Source organism: Streptomyces sp. NBC_01450 (assembly GCF_036227505.1).
Classification (GTDB): Bacteria; Actinomycetota; Actinomycetes; order Streptomycetales; family Streptomycetaceae; genus Streptomyces.
On sequence record NZ_CP109481.1, the window covers coordinates 2,047,086 to 2,066,177 of the forward strand.

The 19,092-nt window shown below is 70.1% G+C and carries 14 protein-coding genes and 2 pseudogenes; 7 read left to right on the top strand and 9 right to left on the bottom strand.

What is annotated here, in order from left to right; all coding sequences use genetic code 11:
* Nucleotides 1-9: 9 nt before the first annotated feature.
* The 4 genes from OG568_RS58025 (at nt 10) to OG568_RS58040 (ending at nt 2,883) form a co-directional block, all read left to right on the top strand.
* Complete coding sequence (locus OG568_RS58025; RefSeq protein ID WP_329538022.1) at nt 10-288, top strand: hypothetical protein; 279 nt, start codon at nt 10-12, stop codon at nt 286-288.
* A complete protein-coding gene (locus tag OG568_RS58030) occupies nt 258-884 on the top strand; it encodes a hypothetical protein (RefSeq protein ID WP_329538023.1) in 627 nt (208 codons plus the stop codon). Before OG568_RS58025 ends, OG568_RS58030 begins: the two co-directional genes overlap by 31 nt.
* A gap of 321 nt (nt 885-1,205) precedes the next feature.
* Nucleotides 1,206-2,195, top strand: coding sequence for a GNAT family N-acetyltransferase (locus OG568_RS58035; RefSeq protein ID WP_329538024.1), 990 nt, complete (start codon nt 1,206-1,208; stop codon nt 2,193-2,195).
* Between the two features lie 289 nt (nt 2,196-2,484).
* Nucleotides 2,485-2,883 carry a hypothetical protein gene (locus tag OG568_RS58040; protein WP_329538025.1) on the top strand — a complete coding sequence of 133 codons (399 nt, stop codon included), beginning with the start codon at nt 2,485-2,487 and terminating at the stop codon, nt 2,881-2,883.
* On the opposite strand, the gene OG568_RS58045 is transcribed toward OG568_RS58040, so the two are convergent.
* Entirely contained in the window at nt 2,829-3,377 is a 549-nt protein-coding gene (locus OG568_RS58045) for a GNAT family N-acetyltransferase (RefSeq protein WP_329538026.1), read from the bottom strand. The two genes, OG568_RS58040 and OG568_RS58045, sit on opposite strands and share 55 nt — an antisense overlap.
* A 584-nt stretch (nt 3,378-3,961) precedes the next feature.
* Between OG568_RS58045 and OG568_RS58050 the strand changes: the two genes are divergently transcribed.
* Nucleotides 3,962-4,312 (top strand): hypothetical protein, encoded by a 351-nt coding sequence (locus OG568_RS58050; RefSeq protein ID WP_329538027.1) that lies wholly within the window; start codon nt 3,962-3,964, stop codon nt 4,310-4,312.
* Between the two features lie 256 nt (nt 4,313-4,568).
* On the opposite strand, the gene OG568_RS58055 is transcribed toward OG568_RS58050, so the two are convergent.
* Both OG568_RS58055 and OG568_RS58060 read right to left on the bottom strand, forming a co-directional pair.
* Nucleotides 4,569-5,261: a sigma factor gene (locus tag OG568_RS58055; protein WP_329538028.1), complete on the bottom strand. Its 693-nt coding sequence runs from the start codon at nt 5,259-5,261 to the stop codon at nt 4,569-4,571.
* A gap of 156 nt (nt 5,262-5,417) precedes the next feature.
* A complete protein-coding gene (locus OG568_RS58060; protein WP_329538029.1) occupies nt 5,418-8,225 on the bottom strand; it encodes a helix-turn-helix transcriptional regulator in 2,808 nt (935 codons plus the stop codon).
* Nucleotides 8,226-8,537: 312 nt separating this feature from the next.
* Between OG568_RS58060 and OG568_RS58065 the strand changes: the two genes are divergently transcribed.
* A complete protein-coding gene (locus OG568_RS58065; RefSeq protein WP_329538030.1) occupies nt 8,538-10,268 on the top strand; it encodes an FAD-binding protein in 1,731 nt (576 codons plus the stop codon).
* Nucleotides 10,269-10,404: 136 nt separating this feature from the next.
* Here OG568_RS58065 and OG568_RS62010 read toward each other — a convergent pair.
* Both OG568_RS62010 and OG568_RS62015 read right to left on the bottom strand, forming a co-directional pair.
* A pseudogene (locus OG568_RS62010) lies at nt 10,405-10,539 on the bottom strand (IS110 family transposase); the annotation flags it as partial.
* Between the two features lie 82 nt (nt 10,540-10,621).
* A pseudogene (locus tag OG568_RS62015) lies at nt 10,622-10,735 on the bottom strand (IS630 family transposase); the annotation flags it as partial.
* A gap of 519 nt (nt 10,736-11,254) precedes the next feature.
* On the opposite strand from OG568_RS62015, the gene OG568_RS58070 reads away from it, so the two are divergent.
* Nucleotides 11,255-14,932, top strand: coding sequence for a S8 family serine peptidase (locus tag OG568_RS58070; protein WP_329538031.1), 3,678 nt, complete (start codon nt 11,255-11,257; stop codon nt 14,930-14,932).
* A gap of 240 nt (nt 14,933-15,172) precedes the next feature.
* Here OG568_RS58070 and OG568_RS58075 read toward each other — a convergent pair whose 3' ends face one another.
* The 4 genes from OG568_RS58075 to OG568_RS58090 form a co-directional block, all read right to left on the bottom strand.
* On the bottom strand, nt 15,173-15,952 hold the full coding sequence (locus OG568_RS58075) for a 4'-phosphopantetheinyl transferase family protein (protein WP_329538032.1): 780 nt from the start codon (nt 15,950-15,952) through the stop codon (nt 15,173-15,175).
* Complete coding sequence (locus tag OG568_RS58080) at nt 15,949-17,082, bottom strand: LLM class flavin-dependent oxidoreductase (protein WP_266592511.1); 1,134 nt, start codon at nt 17,080-17,082, stop codon at nt 15,949-15,951. Before OG568_RS58080 ends, OG568_RS58075 begins: the two co-directional genes overlap by 4 nt.
* Nucleotides 17,083-17,172: 90 nt before the next feature.
* Entirely contained in the window at nt 17,173-18,504 is a 1,332-nt protein-coding gene (locus OG568_RS58085; protein ID WP_443077959.1) for an MFS transporter, read from the bottom strand.
* 2 nt (nt 18,505-18,506) lie between these two features.
* Nucleotides 18,507-19,085, bottom strand: a complete 579-nt coding sequence (locus tag OG568_RS58090) for a carbamoyltransferase N-terminal domain-containing protein (RefSeq protein ID WP_329538034.1) — start codon at nt 19,083-19,085, stop codon at nt 18,507-18,509.
* Between the last annotated feature and the right edge of the window lie 7 nt (nt 19,086-19,092).

The window sequence follows — 19,092 nt, forward strand, 5'->3', positions numbered from 1 at the left end:
CGCGGCACGTTGGGGGTACTGCTGCCGTGGGCCAACCAGGCGGTCGAGGAGGAGCTGCCCCAACTCGGCGAGCCGGGCGTCGTCTTCCACTACGTTCGGTTCGTGCCGGCCTCCGGCACGGTCCACTCCGACGTCCTGTTCGAGAACACGGTCGCCGCGTCCGCGCTCTACAACGAGCTCGTCATGGCTGAGATGTGCGAGGCGCTGGGGCTGGCCTCCGAGCCGTGCACCATCACACCCAGCCGCCCCCCCCGGTCATGGAAGTCGCCGGCGTCCCGCACGGGCTGATCGCGTGGACCGCGCAGCGGGGCTCCCAGATCGAGACCTGCCGCGCGGAGCTGGAGCACGAGTACGTCACCGCCACGGGCGACGAAGGGAACCTGAAGTTCGGCCCAGTCGTGACGGGGCGGACCCGCGACGCCCTGAACCGCGTCGCGGCCCGGGCGATCCGGGCCCGGGCCGCCGCCGTGGTCGACGTCGGCCTGGCGGCAGTCGACGTCGCCGCCATCGCGTGGGTCATGCACCGCGACGGCTTCTTCCACCGCCGCCACCTGCTCGCCGAAGCCCGCCGCCACCTCGCCCTGGTACTGCGCGGCCGCCTGCGCGAGCCGGGCCTGGACGAGTGGATCGTCGACGCCTCGCTCGCCGCGCGAGCCGTGACCCGTACCCGTACGACGGCTTCGCGCACCGGCAGGCCGCGCGCTGCCCGAGCAGCTGTTCCTCTTCGGCCAGCAGAAGGAGGAGCCCGTACGGAAGAAGGCCGGGCCCGTCGACGTCACCGCGCTGCGCACCAGGAGGCCGATGGCGCACCACGTGCGCACTCGCAGGACGAGCAGAGTGCGCACCAGCCGGGATCCCGCCGGAGCCCCAGCGCGGCTCCGTGACCGCATCCGGTGCGCATTGACGATTCGCCGTGTCGCCTCGGGGACACGGCGAATCGGCGCCCCGATACGTCGCATTCACCGAACGCGGCTCGAACGATCTGGTCCGCGTGCGGGATTCGCAGCACGATGCGCACCACGCGCGCCGACCGGACACGTGACGGCGCACCATCGGCAACAACGGCTGCAGCCGGTTCCATGCCTCGTCCGCCAAGTCCCCGCGAACGGTCATGCTGCGGAAAACGAGTTCTGCGGTCTGATCAGCACGGCCTACGCTTCCGTGATCGATGACACCGCATATCCGACGTAGCGGGGGGGCTTGATGTGGACGTGAACAGTGGCAGCGGCCTTGCACCGTGGGAACGGTTGCCTGGCTACGTCTTCCGGCCGTATCGCAGCCACGACGACCATGACGCGATGGCCACTGTGCGGCTGGGCTGCGCGCGGCGGGATCGGACCGACGCCCGCTCGGTTGTGGAAGGAATCCCGACGGCAGCCGAGATCGCCGAAGCCTCCGCCGAGCTCGACGACCCATCCCACAACCAGGTCTTGGTGGAGCACAACGGTGGCGTCGTCGGCTACTCGACGATCAGGTGGTGGCAGGAGCGGGACGGAACGTGGCTGTACCTGCACCGCGGCTACCTGCTGCCCAAGCACCGCGGCCACGGCATCGGCTCGGCCATGCTCAACTGGGCAGAGACCCGAATCCGCCAGCTCGTGCAGCAGCACGGAACCGCACAGACGGCCGTGATCGGCGCGAATGCCATGGCCTCCGAACAGGAGGCAACGGCGCTGCTGCTCGAAACTGGATACCGGCGTGTCTTCAGCCTGGTAGAGCTGGAACTGGCCGATCTCCGACAACTCCCCGAGCCGTTGCCGGCCGGCATCCGAATCGGTGCGGTCGATCCGAGCAACTACCGCGCGGCCTGGATGACGGTCGTCGATTCGTATGCGGATGCCGCCTTTACCCAGAGGTGGACGTTCGAGAGCTTCCTCGCCACTGCCGACCCGACCTGCTGGCGGGCTGCTTGGGATGGGGAAAGCATGGTCGGGGTCGCCCTGTGCTCCATCCGTCGGCACGACCCAACTGTGGGCGAAGTCGAAGAACTGAGCGTCCGGGCAGAGTCAAGGCGTCTGGGTCTTGGGCGGGCCCTGCTGCTGGACGGGGTGCGATGTCTTCGCGAGCACGGTGCGAAGACCGCCCGGTTGTACACCGGGACCGCGAATCCGCACCGATCCTACGACCTCTACGAAAGCGCAGGGTTTCGGCGCCAGAACGAGTACGTCCGCTACCGCAAGCCGATCGCCGTCTGATCTGACAGAGGTAACTCCGCAGCAGCCTGACGGTGCGCATCGCCTCCAGCTCGCCGGTGATGTCCTTGCCCTCCTGCGGGATGACGCTCCCGGCGAACTGGGTGATGGTGTGGGCGATGACCCGGCTCGTGCCGGCGGGCACTGTCGACGAGGGCAGCACCGGCGGCTTCGACGTTGCGATTCGTGTGCACCGCCAGGACGTGGGCGAAGGCGAGCTCTACGTACGGGGCAGGGGCCTGCGGGTCGGCACCAGGTGCGTCATGCGGATCTCCGCAAGAAGTCGGCCGCCGTGCCGATCACGGCGGCTGACGAGACGCTCGGCCTACCCGTGATGATCACGGTGACGCCCGCCGACGTCCAGGTCCGCGATGCCGCCCGCGATGTGTTCTGGCGGCTGCGTCTGACCCAGCCGCAGATCACCCAGGTCGGGGCCGACCGCGGCTACGCCGGCGAACTCGTCGACTCGGCCCGTGAACGCGTCTGGCTCACCCTGCGCATCGTCTTTCGGCCCGAAGGTGTCAAGGGCTTCGTCGTCCTGCCCCGCCGCTGGAAACCAGAACAGCCGTCGTCGCAGCCGCTCGAAGACCGACGACCGATCGGTGGCCTCGTGGACCCGCGCTGTCGAGCACGAGCTCAACCGGACGGCGTGACCGAGGACCACACGCCGAACCACTGCTCGGCGCCATAGTCCTCGTACCGCTCCACCTCGGTGAACCCCAGCTTTGCCGCGAGGCGCATCGAGCGCTCGTTGGCGGTCTGGGTGCGCAGCACCACCGGCTTGCCGGGAAGCGCGCCGGCGAACCAGTGGAGTGCCGCCGCGCATGCTTCGGCGCCGTACCCGCGTCCCCACGCCTCTGGCAGGAACAGGTAGCCGAGCTCGGCCTCCCCGACATCCGGACGGACGCGCCCCGGACTCTCCGCGTGGTGCCGATCGAGCTTGACCATGCCGATCATCGCTCCGTCGAGATCGATCACGAAAAAGCCAGGGCGCCGCCCAGGTATTTCAGGCGTCGTGCGCTCGAGCTCACCACGCGGTCGAGGGCCACCGAGGTAGGTATGCACCTCCGGTGAGGCGAACAACTCGATGAACGCCGCACGGTCCCGAGCCTCGGACTCGCGGAGCACCAGCCGCTCGGTTCTGATCGGGGCGGGCGGCCAGGCGACAGGTCCAAGCTCAGTCATGGCGGGCAACTTATCGCACGCCCGCCGGGCGGAGGCCTCAGACTCCGGAACAAAGATCAACCGCTTCCCGGACCGTCGGACTCGGTCCAACCGTAGGACTCGGTCCAATGGGGCGGGTTGCGCCGGCACCTGCGACGGCGGCCCCCGAGGGCTCCTGGACTTCGACGCCGCCCGTCGGCCTGGGGCCGCCGAGGCCGCCCGGGACTTCCACGACTGGCACGACTTCGCAGCCCGCCACCCAGCCGCCCACCCGCTGGAATTCTTCTGGGAGAAGCACCGGGGAGACCCCGGCTATCCGCCCCGCCGTCTCGGGCAGTAGGAGGATGTGGCGTCCTTTGCCATCGGCGTTGCCGGTGTACTTCACGCGGTCCTCGCATCCCCGGCATGCCTTGCGGGGGAAGAGGACGGACAGCCGGGGACGTCCGTCGACCAGGGTGGGTTTCGAGGGTGGGCTGGTGATGCCGTTCGGGCAGGTGAGGGCCGCTTTGACAGGCTGATCCAGCTGATCTGGCTGTCACAGATCAGCGCACCGCATTGTCGTCATAGACAAGCATTAACCATCTTAGAAGTTGAGGTTCCTCATCGTGAGCACCGAATACTCCACTACGACTCCGCCGTCGCCGAAGAAGATCAGCGAGCGCGATGCACTGCAGGTGACCCGGCAACAGGCCGAAGCCGCCGATGATCCCGCCACCGCTGCTCTCGCTCCGGCGGAGAAAGCCGTGCCCCGTCGACGACGCGGCGCGAAGCTCGGCCTCATAGCCGTCATCGCGTTGGTCGTGGCCGTCCACCTGGGGTTGGGTGGACTTCTGCTGGTGTCTGGTCCGTGGAGGCACTGGGTCGTCGGAACCGTCCTGGCAGTGATCCTGGCGAAGGCGATTTTTGTCCTCGGCCGCCTCGTCATACGCCGCAACAGAGCTCGCGAAGCTTGCTGACCGCGCACCAGACTTACCTCTGACGCTGACCTGACGGTCAGAGGGGGAACTTGCTCACCGGAACGGGGACGAACGGACGACGCGCACCTCGTCAACCGGGTCGATCTCCACCTCGGCCTACTCCAACTCGCCCGCAGCGTCATCTGCTTGAGACGACTCCGAACCTCATGCTGAAACGATCAATAAGCCATGATCCAATGCCGGGAACTTTAAGGTCCTCCGTGTTCGGACACGGACACGGTCCCGGTCGAGACGATCAAGGGGTCAGCGACGGCAAGCGGTGCGCACGGCCCTTGGGGGCGAGCAACTGCGTGAGGCCTTTGAGGTCACCAGTGCCGGCCGCGGTCCGGAACGCGGCGACGAGGCGACGGTGTGACTCAGCGGGGACCGGCCGCTCGCGGTCACCCGCGAGGCGGGCCTGCGCGCGGTGGACCAGTACCCGTGCGTTCGGGACGCTGATCCGCAGCAACCCCGCAAGATCGGCATAGGCGAAGTCGAAGCCCTTCCGCAGCACGTAGGCGGCCAGCCCATCCGGCGTCAGCCTTGCCATGAGCAGGGCCAGGGCCTCCTCGATCGCCACGGCTTGCTCGGCACGCAGCACGGGATCCTGGGAGGCCCGGTCGACCAGGTCGGCCAACTGCGGCTCGGCCGGGGTTTCGCGGCGGTGTCGCGCGGACTGGATGACGTTGATCGCCAGACGGGTCGTGGCCGTGGTCAGAAACGCCTCCGGATTCTCGATCCTCGGGCGGTGGGTGAGCTGCCAGCGCAGCCATATCTCCTGGACCACGTCTTCGGCTCCCGAGACGTCGCCGAGAACCTGGTAGGCGATGCGGAACAGTCGTGTCCGATGGGCCAGGAAGATGTCGAGGGCGCGGTCCAGGTCGGCCTCGGCCGACGGGGCGACCGGGGCTTCGGCCGGCGTTGTCATCTCCAGGCTGGGCGCGGACATCGGGGACTCCTCTTTGTGGACGGCGCCCATCGAGGGCGATGGCTCCACCCTCGGTCCGCGGCACCGCTCACCGCGCCCTGGAAGTACGTGGTCGAGTCCGTAGGGACCCCCGGGGTTTCCCCCCGCACCCTCCCCCCGCACCGGCTCTCAGCCGGATTACGCCGTGCCCGCGCCCTTGGTATCCGTGGTCGGGGCGATCGCGAGGGCACCCGGCAGCGCGCGACGTGAGCTGATCCCGAGCTTCGTGTACACCTTCCGCAGGTGCCACTCCACGGTGTGTGGGCTGATGAACAGCTCCGCACCGATCTTCGGGTTCGTCATACCGCGGGCGGCGAGAGTCGCGATCTGCGACTCCTGTGGGGTCAGGGCGCTCGCCGGCTCGGTTTCCCGCGCCCGGACGCGCTCGCCAGTGGCGAGCAGCTCGCGGCGAGCTCGCTCGGCGAACGCGTTGGCCCGCATTCCGTCGAACATCTCGTAGGCCGTGCGAAGGTGCTCTCGGGCCAGCGAACGGCGGCGGTTCCGGCGCAGCCACTCGCCGTACAGCAGGTGGGTGCGTGCCACCTCCACGGCCACGACCACGCGGTCGCGGCCGAGCTCCTCGAGCGCGATCCGGTACAGATCATCGGCCTCGTCACCGTCGGTGAGGAGAGCTTGGCTGCGTGCGGTGACGCCACGGGCCCATCCGGTATCGGCGGCGCGGGTGAGTTCGACGAGCCGGGCAAGCGAGGCGCGGGCCTGGTCGAGCTCGTCGCACCGGGTCGCGGCCTCGATGTGTTCGACCAGCGACAGGCCGGTGAAGTTGAACCCGTCGTGCTCGATGCCCGAGCGAGCGGCCACGAGGGCCTGGTCGTAGCGTGCCAGGCCGTTGAACAGCACGCCTTGGACGTAGCCCGAGACGCCCAGGAGGCCCACCTCGCCGTGTAGTGAGGCGGTCGCCTTGGCGTCTTCGATGAGGCTGATGGCAGCGTCCTCGTCGCCTCGCCACCCAGCCAGGACAAGCGTCGCGTATTTGTGCGGGGCGTGGCCCGTCGCGGCGGCGAGCGCGTCGGCTTCGTCCATCATCCGGGCCGCCTCGGCGAAGTCGCCGGTGTGGATGTGTACCCCGCCTGCGTAGACCAGCGCCGGTGGCAGCGCGCCGAGCGCTCCGATGTCACGAGCCAGGCGCACCGCACGAGTCGCGAGCATGTCCCACGCGGTCAGGTCCCAGGCGTGGTGAATGAACGCCTCCAGTGCGACCGGGGCCAGGAGAAGCCAACGCATCGTCGCCTCCCGGGTGTCGACGTCCTCGTGCACAAGAGGCTTCAGCGCGCGGCGCAGCGCCGCTCCACCGGTCTCGTAATCGCCTGTGAGGAGCGTGGCCACACCGTCCAGGAGCAGGTCGGCGGCCTCGGAGCCCGAGGGGGGTGCCCCGGACCCGCGGGCCGCGATCGCCGCGGCGCGGGCGCCTGTTGGACCGTGGACCCGGCCTGCGAAGATGGTCGCGCTGATCGCCTCGAGGTAGGTCTCCCGTGCCAGTGGCGACCCGGCGGCGGCAAACTGTGCGGCGGCATCGAGGAGCAGAGGTGGCGCCTCGTCGTTGCGGCTGCGGGCGAAGAGGATCCTGGCACGCAGGCGCGCCAAGCGGGCGCGGTCCAAGGGGCTGAGGGGACACAGTTCGGCCAGCGTCGCCAGCCCCGTGGCGCGGTCGGGCGAGGCGGCCGAGAAGTGCGCCTCGGCAGCCGCGAGAGCTCGGCGCCCCCGCTGCCAGGGGTCTGGCGTCACCTCGGCTGCGCGCTCCAGAAGTACCGCCTCGGCGGCCATGCCGCCGCGCTGCCGCGCTCGGCCGGCGGCCTGTTCCAGCCCCGCGGCGACCTCCTCGTCCGGCCCGTCGACGGCCTGCGCGGCATGCCAGGCGCGCCGGTCGGGATCCAGGACCGGGTCCGTGGCCGCGGCCAGCGCCCGGTGCACCGCTCGGCGTTCTTCGGGGGCAGCTTGGTGGTAGACCGCCGAACGGACCAGCGGGTGTCGAAACCGAATGGACTCACCGAACTCGATCAGGCCGGCCGCCTTGGCCGGTGCGGCATCGGGAGTGATCTCCAGCGAGGCGGCTGCGCGGACCAGCAGGCGCGCGTCACCGACCGGTTCCGCCGCGGCGATCAGCAGCAGCGTCCGGGTCGGCGCGGGCAGCGAACCGAGCCGACTGGCGAAGTCCCGTTCGACGCGGCTCGACACCGTCCCTTGGACACTTGGGGAACTCGAGTCCAAGCCGTATACCAGCTCGGCGGCGCTACGGCCGCGGGAGAACTCGAGCAGCGCGAGTGGGTTGCCCTGCATCTCGGCCACGAACCGGTCCCGGATCCGCTTCTCCAGCCGTCCGCCGACGGCGGCCTCGAGGAGTTCTCCGGCCGCGGCGGCATCGAGACCGCCGATCCGCATCTCCGGCAGACCGGCGAGTGCGTCCTGCCCCTCAGGGTCGCGTACCGCGAACACCATCGCGACTGCCTCGGCGAGCAGTCGCCGAGCCATGAACTCCAGTGTCTGCAAGGACACCTGGTCCAGCCACTGGGCGTCGTCGACCACGACGAGCACCGGTCGGGTCTCTGAGGCCCGGGTGAGCAGAGTCAGCACGGCGAGGCCGACCAGGAAGCGGTCGGGCGGGTCTCCGGCCGCCATCCCGAACGCCACGCGGAGGGCATCGCGCTGGGGTCCCGGCAACGCTTCGACCTCGGCCAGGAACGGCGCACACAGCTGGTGCAGGCTCGCGTAGGGCAACTCCATGTCGGCCTCGATGCCTCGCGCCCGGGTCACCGTCACCCGTGACGCCTGGGCGGCCACATACTCCAGCAGCGCCGACTTCCCGATGCCTGCTTCGCCACGGATCACCCGTACTCGGGACCCACCTTCACGCAGGCCGACCAGCAGGTCGTCGAGCGCCGCGCACTCGCGATGCCGGCCAACCAGGTCGGGAAGCGGGCTGGCGACCATGCAGCGCGGCTCCTAGAGAACTCCTGGAACGGCTCCCAGGACGGTTGTCGGGACGATGGCTGAAACGATACCTGGGACGGCTCCCTCCCTCTATGCCGGACTACTTAAGGCGCGAGACGAATGACTCCTTATGCGACAAAACAGGGCAGGGTGAACACTTAAAGCCACTAGTCGCCACACATCACGCAGACAGCCCGATATCTCAATGGCTGTGACGGACTCCACACCGAGAAATGCTCAGGGATTGTCACAAACTGAGCCGCTATCCGGTCGAGCACTGCCTATCGTCCGTCCGCCGTCACAGGAGGTCTCATGTCATCGCTCGAGCGCCAACTCGCCACGTCCGTCCTCGTGGTGGGAACCGGCAGGTCAGGCCTTCGAGCAGCCATCGAAGTCGCCGAGGCCGGTGTCGCGGTCATCGCAGTGGGCAAACGCCCGGCTGCCGACACCCACCCCTTCATGGCATCCGGTGGTGTCAACGCGGCGCTGGCCACCACCGACCCCGCCGACACATGGGAGCAGCATGCGGCCGACACGTTGCAGGAGAGCTGCTTGCTGGCCGACCCACGCACCGTGCTGGCGGTGACCCGCAACGCCGCTCAAGGAATCTACGACTTGGAGCGCTACGGCATGCGTTTCGACCGCCAGGACGACGGCCGGATCGCCCAGCGCTACTTCGGCGCCCACACGTACCGACGCACCGCGTTCGCCGGCGACCACACCGGCCTGGAGATGCAACGAGTGCTCAGCGAACGCGCGAACCAGCTCTCCATCCCCGTCCTGTCGAGCCTGTACGTCACCCGACTGCTGGTCGACGACGGGACGGTGTTCGGTGCCTATGGATTCGACATCGTCGACGGCTCGCGCTACCTCGTGCATGCCGACGCCGTGATCCTCGCGACAGGAGGGCACACTCGCATCTGGCGGCGGGCGTCCTCGCGTCGCGACGAGAACACCGGTGACTCCTTCCGCCTCGCCGCCGAGGCCGGTGCCCGGTTGCGTGACACCGAAATGGTGCAGTTCCACCCGTCCGGGCTGATCAAGCCGGAGAACGCGGCCGGCACGCTTCTCAGCGAGGCCGCACGCGGCGAGGGCGGGATCCTGCTCAACAACCTCGGTGAGCGGTTCATGATGCGCTACGAACCCGAGCGAATGGAACGCTCCGGCCGGGACAGGGTCGCGCGGGCCTGCTACACCGAGATCAAGGAGGGGCGCGGAACCCAAGCCGGCGGCGTGTGGCTCGACCTGTCCCACCTGCCGCGTGAGATGGTCCTGGCGCGGCTGTCGCGGGTGCACCAGACCCTGTTGGACCTGCAGACGGTCGATGTCACCCGCGACCCGATCGAGGTCGCACCGACTGCCTACTACTCCATGGGCGGTGTCTGGGTCCGGCCTGAGGACCACAGCACCGATATCAACGGGCTCTTCGCGATCGGGGAAGCCGCCAGTGGTCTGCACGGCGCGAACCGGCTGGAGGGAAACTCGCTGATCGAACTACTCGTCTACGGTCAGATCGCCGGCCGGGCCGCGACGGAGTACTCGGCCAAACTCACCGGCCAGCAACGGTCGCTAGGAGCGATTCTCGCCGCACGGGCGGACGTGAACCGGCTTCTGACTGCTGAGGGCGACCAGAACGTCCGCGCGCTGCAACGGTCGGTGCGCCACCTGATGACGGAGCACGCCGGCGTCGTGCGAGACGAGGCCGGGCTCGCCGCAGGGCTCGCCAAACTCGACGAGATCGAGACCCGAATGGTGGACGTGGGCGTGCACGTCGACATCGGCGGCTTCCAGGACCTTGCGTACGCCTTCAACCTCAGGTCCTCCGTTCTCGCCGCTCGAGCGACACTCGAGTGCGCGTTGGAGCGGCGGGAGACACGAGGCTGTCACATCCGTTCCGACTACCCCGATCTCAACCCGGACCTGAAAGTCAACCTGGTGTGGTCGCCAGAGACCGGGGTGCGCCGCGAGCCCGTCCCTCCCATCCCCACCGACATCGCTGAGTTGATGCACGACGACTCGGCCGACGGCAAGCCGCTCGAGTAGGAGAAGGTCCTCGGCGCGGGAGGCATGGCGTCACCGGCCACCACGGTGTCGGCCAGGTCGGCGAGGCTGTCCAGCGGGGGTCGCAAGCAGGTGATGTAACCCGAAATGCTCACCCTCGCTTGCAGGTTACGCAGACACGGAGGTGGTAGTCGGCGCCGAGGTCGCGGAAACGGGCGTCGGCATCGCTGAGTAGGTGCCAGACGACGACGAGCATCGAGCGGGCGACTGCCACCAGTGCCTTCCCGTGGCCTCGGCGCTTGACCAGGCGTCTGCTGCAGGAACGGCTCGACCAGCGGGCGGCCGGAGAGCAGCGCGCAGCGGAGGTCGCCGGGAGTGACGGCGTGGTGCGCCACCGCGACCGCGGCATTGTCGTACCCCTGGGCAGACAACTCGGCTGCCTGCATGCGGATTCGCACGTGAAACGCCCGTCGTTCCGCGGTCAGCCCACCACCTTGCGCATACCTCAGGGAACCGACCTACCGCGACAACCACCGCCTGTCAGCCACGACATCACGTCACCCGTCTCCGCCCCCGCACCGCCCAGCGACCCACCCGTCGGGGCGCGTTCACATGATCTACACAAACATGTTGGGCAGACAGTGTCACAACTCGGTCGAGGTGGCGGTCAGTTGAACAGTGGTTCCGCGCTCATGGCTGATCCTTGCGGTCGGGTGACATCGCGGGCGTAGTGGCGGAGGCCGGCGGCAATGCTGGTGTGTCCGCTCAGGAGGAGGGCTCCCGAGAGATCGCACCCGGCCGTCGTAGGCCGCGAGGGCGCCGGCGCCTACTGAGGCGCCCCCTCCCGAAAACGCCCGCCCCACCCAGGGAGACCCGGGTGGGGCGGGGAGGTAATGATCACGCATCGGTGCCGTTCGGAACGTTCGTATGCGCCGACGCCTGGAAAGAAGGACCTTCAGTTGCCTCTTCCCCGCTCCCGGCGACCAGGGCTCGCAGTCCTCGGTGCCGCGCTCGCTGTGCTGACGTCGGTGACTTCCGCACCGGCTGACGCCGCGTCGGCAGCCAAGCCGACCGCTGCCGACGTCCTGCCTGCACCGACGGACGCCCCTACTGGAGGGCCGCATACGGTCACCCTGATCACGGGTGACAAGGTCACGGTGACGCACACCGGCGACGGGCAAGTCGCCGCGACCGTCCGCGGCCCCGGCGGTGGCCCGGTGGCTGCCCATGTCATGACGGTCGGCAAGGACACGTATGCGTATCCCGACTCGGCCCTGCCGTTCCTCGCGTCGGGCGTGCTCGACGAGCGCCTCTTCGACGTCACCGAGCTCCTCGCGGACGGCTATGACGACGTGCACAGCGACCACCTGCCGCTGATCGTCACGTACACCGACACCGCCGTGCGCTCGCGCAAGACGGCTGTGCCGGCCGGTGCGCACCAGACGCTCGCCCTGAGCAGCATCCGCGGTGCGGCGCTGTCCCAGAGCCATGCCCGTGCGGCCGACTTCTGGGCATCCGTCACCGGCGGCGGGTCCGAGTCCGCTCGTACCGCCCGGACCGCCCCCGCCCTGGCGGACGGGATCGCCAAGGTCTGGCTGGACGGCAAGGCCAAGGCCGCCCTGTCCGACACCACGGCGCAGATCGGCGCTCCCCAGGTATGGCAGGGCGGGGACACCGGCCAGGGCGTGGACGTGGCGGTCCTGGACACGGGCATCGACGCCGCCCACCCGGACTTCACGGACCGGATCGCCGCCACGGCCAGCTTCGTGCCCGGTGAGGACGTCACCGACCGGCACGGCCACGGCACCCATGTCGCCTCGACCATCGCCGGCACCGGGGCCGCCTCGGGCGGCAAGGAGAAGGGTGTGGCCCCCGGCGCCTCGCTGCACATCGGCAAGGTGCTCGACAACGACGGCAGCGGACAGGACTCCTGGATCGTGGCCGGGATGGAGTGGGCCGCCCGCGACCAGCACGCCAAGATCGTCAGCATGAGCCTGGGTGCCGACCCGACCGACGGCCCCGACCCGTTGAGCCAGGCAGTGGACAGCCTGAGCGCGGAGACCGGGGCGCTGTTCGTCGTAGCCGCCGGCAACTCCGGCCCGGCTCCGTACAGCTTGGACTCGCCCGGAACGGCGGACGCGGCGCTGACGGTCGGCGCGGTGGACAGCTCGGACCGACTCGCTTCCTTCTCCAGCCGAGGCCCGCGCCTGGGCGACAACGCCCTCAAGCCCGAACTCACCGCGCCCGGCGTCGACGTGCTCGCGGCCCGCTCGCAGTACTCCCCGGAAGGGACCGGCTCCTACCTCACCATGAGCGGCACCTCCATGGCGACGCCTCATGTCGCCGGTGCCGCCGTCCTGCTCGCCCACGCACACCCCGGCTGGAGCGGACAGCAGCTCAAGGACGCCTTGGTCAGCACCACCAAAACCACCGCCCAGTACAGCCCGTACGCGGGTGGGAGCGGCCGGCTCGACGTCGCCGCCGCAGTGAACGGCACGGTGTTCGCCACCGGGACCGCCTTCGCCTCCGTCCACTGGCCTTACCCGGCGGGCCAGACGGTCCGCAAGGACGTGACCTACACCAACACCGGGTCGCAGCCGGTCACTCTGGACCTGGCTCTGAACACCCCGGGTGTACCGGCCGGTCTGTTCACGCTGACGACCTCTCAGGTGACCGTGCCCGCGCGGGGCACCAGCACGGTGGGGGTGATGAGCCACCTGGACGCGGCGGCCGACGACGCCGGTTACAGTGCCGTGCTCACCGCCACCGGCCCCGACGGTGTGCTGCGCACGCACACGCCCGTCGGCGTCACCAAGCAGAGCCGACGGGTCGAACTCACGATCAAGGCCAAGGACCGGCAGGGCGGGGGGCTTTCGGGAACCCTGGTGCTGAAGGACAGTGCCCACAACACCATGCCCAAGATCTACGAGATCGACGGGTCCGGCAACCTGGACCTCAGCCTGCCCGCGAGCACGTACTCCGCCTGGATGTACGCCGATGTGCCGGGCATCGAGGCTTCGCACTCGCTCGGCCGCGCGGTCCTCAGCGCACCCCAGGTCGACCTGGACACCGACCGGACGGTCGTGTTCGACGCCGCCGACCTGCGCAAGGTCAGCGCCCGCACCCCGCAGCGCACCACGAACAGCTCGATGCAGGTGGACCAGTACCGGTCCTACGGCAAGCTGGTCCCCTTCACCGACAGCTACCAGCTGGAGGCCCGCTACGACAGCCTGTGGGCTACTCCCTCGCCCAAGGTGACCCAGGGCTCCTACACCTTCACCACCCGCTGGCGCCAGGTGCAGCCGCCGCTGACGCTCGACTTCGCGGGGACGTCGTACGGCGACGCGCAGATCCAGAGCTACTCGCCGCCGCTGCCGCAGGGAACGGCTGTCTACGGGGCGGTCTACGCCGGCGACGGCGCCGCCACGGACTTCGCCCGGCTCCACCTGCGGAACAGGATCGCGGTGGTGCGCCGCAATGACACCGTGGCCGCCACCGACCAGGCCGCCGCTGCCGCCAAGGCCGGCGCCAGGCTGCTGCTGATCGTGAACGACGGCTACGGACGGCTCGACGCCTGGGCCGACCTCCCGCCGGAGGACGCCGCCGCACTGCCGGTCGCCTCCCTCGACGCCGACCAGGGTGCGCTGCTCATACGCCGGATCCAGCGCGGCACGGCGGCACTGAGGACGGTCTCCCACCCCTACCCCCAGTACCTCTACGACCTGGTGCAGCACCATCACGGAGCTGTCCCCGCGGCGCTGACCTACCGGCCGGGCCCCGGCGACCTCGCCCGGATCGACGAGGACGTCCGCGACACCAGGGCCGGTCAGGCGCTGGACATCCGCTACGACGTGTCGGTCGACACCGGCCGGCCGATGTCTGTCGCCGTCACCCCGGTCGACGCCCAGGGGAAGTACACGGCCTGGGTCACCGCCGAGCCCGGTGTGCGGTGGGTCAGCGAGGAATCGGTTCCGGACCTCACCGAGATCGGTGCGTCGGTCTCGTACCGGCCGGGCAGCACCACCGAGGAAACCTGGTTCGCGCCGGTCCAGCACCCGCGGCTGCTCAGCGACAGCGCCCTGGTCACCGCCCCCTCCCGGGTCGGTGACATCCTCGCCGTCTACGACATGCCCGCCTGGGGCGACGCCCGCGGGCACACCGGCGCCAGCTACGACGTTGACGCGGCCGTGGACATCTCGCTGTACCAGGGCGACAAGCTGCTCGGCCAGGGCAATTCCATCGGCGCCTCGGGCGTGACCCCCGATCCGCTGCCGTACCGACTTGTCGTGGACGGCACCCGGAAGATCCCCGGCCGGCCGTACTCGCCCCGCACGCACACGGAGTGGGGGTTCACCTCCGCCTTCACCGACTACACAACTCAGCTGCCGCTGCCGCTGATCCAGCTGGACTACGGCGTGCCGACCGACCTGTCCGGCCGGGCACACCGGCACACCGAACTGTCCGTCACCCCGTCTCAGCTGGCACGCGCCACCGGGGCGGGCACCATCGGCACGGTCACCGTGGAGGTCTCCTACGACGACGCAACCACCTGGCACCCGGTCGGCCTGCGCCACAGCGGCGGCGACTGGAGGGGCCGGCTGGACGCCCCGTCCAGGGCCCGCTTCGCGACGCTGCGCACCACGGCCCGGGACTCCCGGGGCAACAGCGTCAGCCAGACGGTGGTCCGGGCCTTCGGCCTGAAGTAGCCCCGTCCGCCACGGACCACGCTTGCAGCACGACGGTCCGCAGGGCCGGGAGTTGCGGTCGGTGGCCGGTGTCGCTCGACGGGCGGGCCGACGACGCCGCTCCGCACGCGAACAAGAGGTTCCGTCCCGGTCCGCGAAGACCGGGACGGAACCTTCACATGGCGTCAGTTGTGCGGCTGGCATCGCCCGGTCGGCGGCCTCGGCCGGCCGTTCGCTGATCCGCATCCCCGGCCGCAGGCCCTACGGCCGGTGGACGACGGCTGTCAGGATGAGCCCCCGCCCGACCCGCCAGCGGCCGTGCAGTTCGCGTAGTTGTCTGCCCTCGCGGTCGCGGCCCTCGCGCAGCAGCCGCGCCCGCAGGACGCCGCCGTCCGGGTCGATGTCGATCACGGCGTCGTCGAAGCCGAGCCAACTGCCGACGAGCGGGAACCAGGTCTTGTAGACCGACTCCTTGGCGCTGAACAGCAGCCGGTCCCAGTGGACCGTCGAATCATGGCGGGCCAGGTCGGCGAGCATACGTTGCTCCTCCGGCAGGGCCACCATGGCGACGATGCCTTCGGGGACGGGCTCGTGCGGTTCGGCGTCGACGCCGAGGGAGACGACGTCGCCCCTGCACGCCACCGCGGCCGCCCGGTAGCCGGCGCAGTGGGTCATCGAGCCTACGAAGCTTGCTGGCCACGCGGGTGCCCCACGCCGGCCGGGGACCAGCGGCACCGCCGGACATCCGAGCGCCGCGAGGGCCCGGCGTGCGCACATCCGCGCCGAGGTGAATTCCCGCCGCCGCTTCTCGACCGCCTTGGCGATCCACGCCTCCTCCTCGGGGAAGAGGAAACCGCCCTCCGGGTCGCCGAACTCCTCGGCCGTGCGGACACCGGGCGGCAGGAGCGCCGACAGCAGCGTCTGGTCCGGATCCGGCTCCTCCCGGCGCGTCGTGGCGCACAGGGATCCAGGAGCTCGGGCCGGCGGGGAGAGGGGCGGCGCGTCCTCAGCCTCCCCGCCGGTGCCGAGGGACGGACTCAAGCGCCGACCGCCCCGGTGCCGGACGCGCCGGCCCGTCCGTCTGTCGCCGCATCCGCGAGCGTTCCCCGCTCGGCGTCCCGCTTCGCGACCTCCTCGCGCACGATCGGGATCACCTCGCGGCCGAACTCGACCGCGTCCTCCAGGTAGTCGTAGCCGTGAGCCGCGATGATCTCCACGCCGAGGTCGACGTAGTCGAGCAGCGCGGCCGCCACCGTCTCGGGCGTGCCGACCAGCGCCGCGACGGGACCGCCGCCGCCGGTGGCGGCCACCGTCCCGGTCCAGAGGGCGCGGTCGTAGCGCTCGCCCTTCTCGGCCATCTGACGCAGGCGCCAGGAGGCGATGTCCTGGCTCTTGCTGAGCCCCTGCTTGCGCGCGTGAATCAGGTCGACGACCCGGTGGGCCTTCTCCCAGGCCTGTTCCTCGGTGGCGCCGAGGATCGGGCGGAACGCGCAGTGCAGCCGGGGCATGTCGGTGCGTCCGGCGGCGCGGGCCGCCGCCCGCACAGAGGCGATCTGCTCGGCGGTGCCGGCGAGGGACTCCGCCCAGAGGCCGTAGATGTCCGCCTCCGCGCCGCCGACCGCGTAGGCCGCGGCGGATGACCCGCCGAACGACAGCGCGGGCCGGGGCTGCTGTGCGGGGAAGACGTCGCTGACGAAGTCGGTGAAGCGGTAGTGCTCGCCCTCGTAGTCGAAGGGTTCGTGTGACGTCCACGCCTTCTTGACGATCTGCATGTACTCGCGGGTGCGAGCGTACCGCTCGTCCTTCTTCAGGAAGTCGCCCTCGCGCTGCTGGTCGTCGTCGAAGCCCCCGCTGATGAAGTGCAGGGTCAGCCGGCCGTTCGTGAGGTGGTCGAAGGTGGCGTAGGTGGTGGCCGCGAACGTCGGGTAGGACACGTTGGGCCGGTGGGCCACGAGGAACTCGAGGTGGTCGGTGTGCGCGGCGAGGTACGCGGCGACCTGGGCGGGGTCCGGCCAGTTGGAGCGGTACGCGATCAGCATGCGGTCCCAGCCGGACTCCTCGTGCGCCTGGGCCAGCCGCAGCGTGTAGTCCTTGTCGAACATCGCGCCGGACCGCGCGCGGGTCTCCGAACCGTCGTTGGTCATGGCAGAGCCTACGAAGCTCACAGGCATGGTGTGATTCTCCTTAGGCGGCCCCGCTGTGGGGACCGCCGGTCGTTTTTCGTCGTGGGCGGCGCGGGGAGCGCCGCCCACGGTCGTGCGTCAGGATTCGGACGTCTCCAGGGCGGGGGCCATCACGGGCGGACGCTCGCCCCGCCGGTGGAACGCGGCGGCGACGCCGCCGGCGGTGAGCAGGATCGCGGCGCCTCCGAGGACGAACGGCGCCCGACCGCCGAGGACGTCGGCCAGCCAGCCGGTCAGCGGCCCGCCGAGGGGGGTGCCGCCGAGCAGGACCAGCATGAACAACCCCATCACGCGCCCCCGCACGTCCTCGCTCACCGACATCTGCACGGTGCTGTGGGCGGTGACCACGAAGACGGTCGCCGCCGCGCCGGCCCCGATCAGCAGCAGACCGAACAGCCACACGTTCGGCATCAGCCCCACAGCCAGCTCCAGCGCGCCCAGCGCCGCGGCGGACCCGGTGACCAGAGCGCGCGGACGGGACGGGGCCGAACCGCCGCGCAGCGTCGAGAAGACGGAGCCGGCCAGCATGCCCAGCGCCAGCATCGTCGACAGCAGCCCGAAGGAACCGGCCCCCGAGCCGAACACCTTCGCGGCGGCGGTGGCGACGGCGGTGCCAAAGCTCGCGCACACCCCGACGACCAGAGTGAGGGTCAGCAGCAGCACCAGGTCCGGGTCACCCCAGGCATAGCGCAGTCCCGCCCGCAGCAGCCCCGGTGTGCGCGCCACCGGCTGCCGGTGGTGCAGGGTGGCTGGGTCGGTCGAGAGCAGGCCGACGACCACGGCGGCGAAACTCACGGCGTTCGCGAGGAAGACCGGGCCCGTGCCGTGCCAGGCGATGGCCCAGCCGGCGAGGGCGGGGCCGACGACGCGGGCCACGTTGAACGTCATGGAGTTGAGCGCGACAGCCTTGGCGATGCCCTCCTTGCCCACCATCTCCACCACGAACTTCTCGAAGATCGGGGCGTCCAGCGCGGACAGGCAGCCAAGGACCAGACACAGCAAGTAGACGTGCCACAGCCGCACCGACCCGCTGACGTCGAGCAGGCCCAGTGCCAGCGCGCACAAGCCCATCAGGGTCTGCAGGCCGATCAGGGCCCGGCGCACGTCGACGCGGTCCGCCAGCACGCCCGCCCACAGGGACAGAAAGACGATCGGCAGGAACTGCAGCCCCGTCGCGACGCCCAGCGCAACCGGGTCCTTGCCGGACAGCTCCAGCACCAGCCAGTCCTGCGCGACCCGCTGCATCCAGGTCCCGACCAGGGACAGCACCTGGCCGGTGACGAACCTGCGGAAGTTGCGCTCCCGCAGGACGTCGAACCCGCCGAAGAGTCGGGCGAGCAGCCGCGGACGCGGAACCCGGTCGTCTTCACTGTGTCCGCGCCGGCCCGTACTCGTGGCCAATCGAGTCACCCTCACTGTTCCGTGTCCCGCGCGGCGACTACTTGCCCGTCTCGACCAGGTGGCTTCCGAGCACGAGGAAGTCCAGCCCTATGCTCCGGAAGGTCCGTACGGCGTCGGCCGCGGTGTCCACCACCGGCGCGAGGCGGATGCCCACGGGGTCGGCGTTCAGCAATGGACGCGGACTCGAACTCGCCGCTGCCGTCAACGACCAGGACACCGGCCTTGTCGAAGCCGGAGGCGTGGAACGCCGAGAGCGCGTGGGCCAAGTGGTGCTCGGCGAAGACCAGTTCCGGGCCCTTGCCGGAGGCGGTCTCCGGGTCTAAGAGAGCGGCGTACATCTCCTGGCGCTCGGAGTCGTGCCATGTGCGAAAGCGCGGCATGTCCCAGCCCATGGCGACGACATCGATGTCACGCCAGGTGATGCCGGCGGTATCCAGAGGGAATCGGGCGGTGTGAGCGGGGAAGGTGCCCTCGGCGTGCTTGACCCGGGTGAAGCGCTCCTCCTCCGCCATTGCCCAGATGCGGCCCTCGCCGTCCACCAGCGCGGCGGAGCTGTCGTGAAGTTTGCAGTTAACGCCAAGTACCCACATGCCTGTC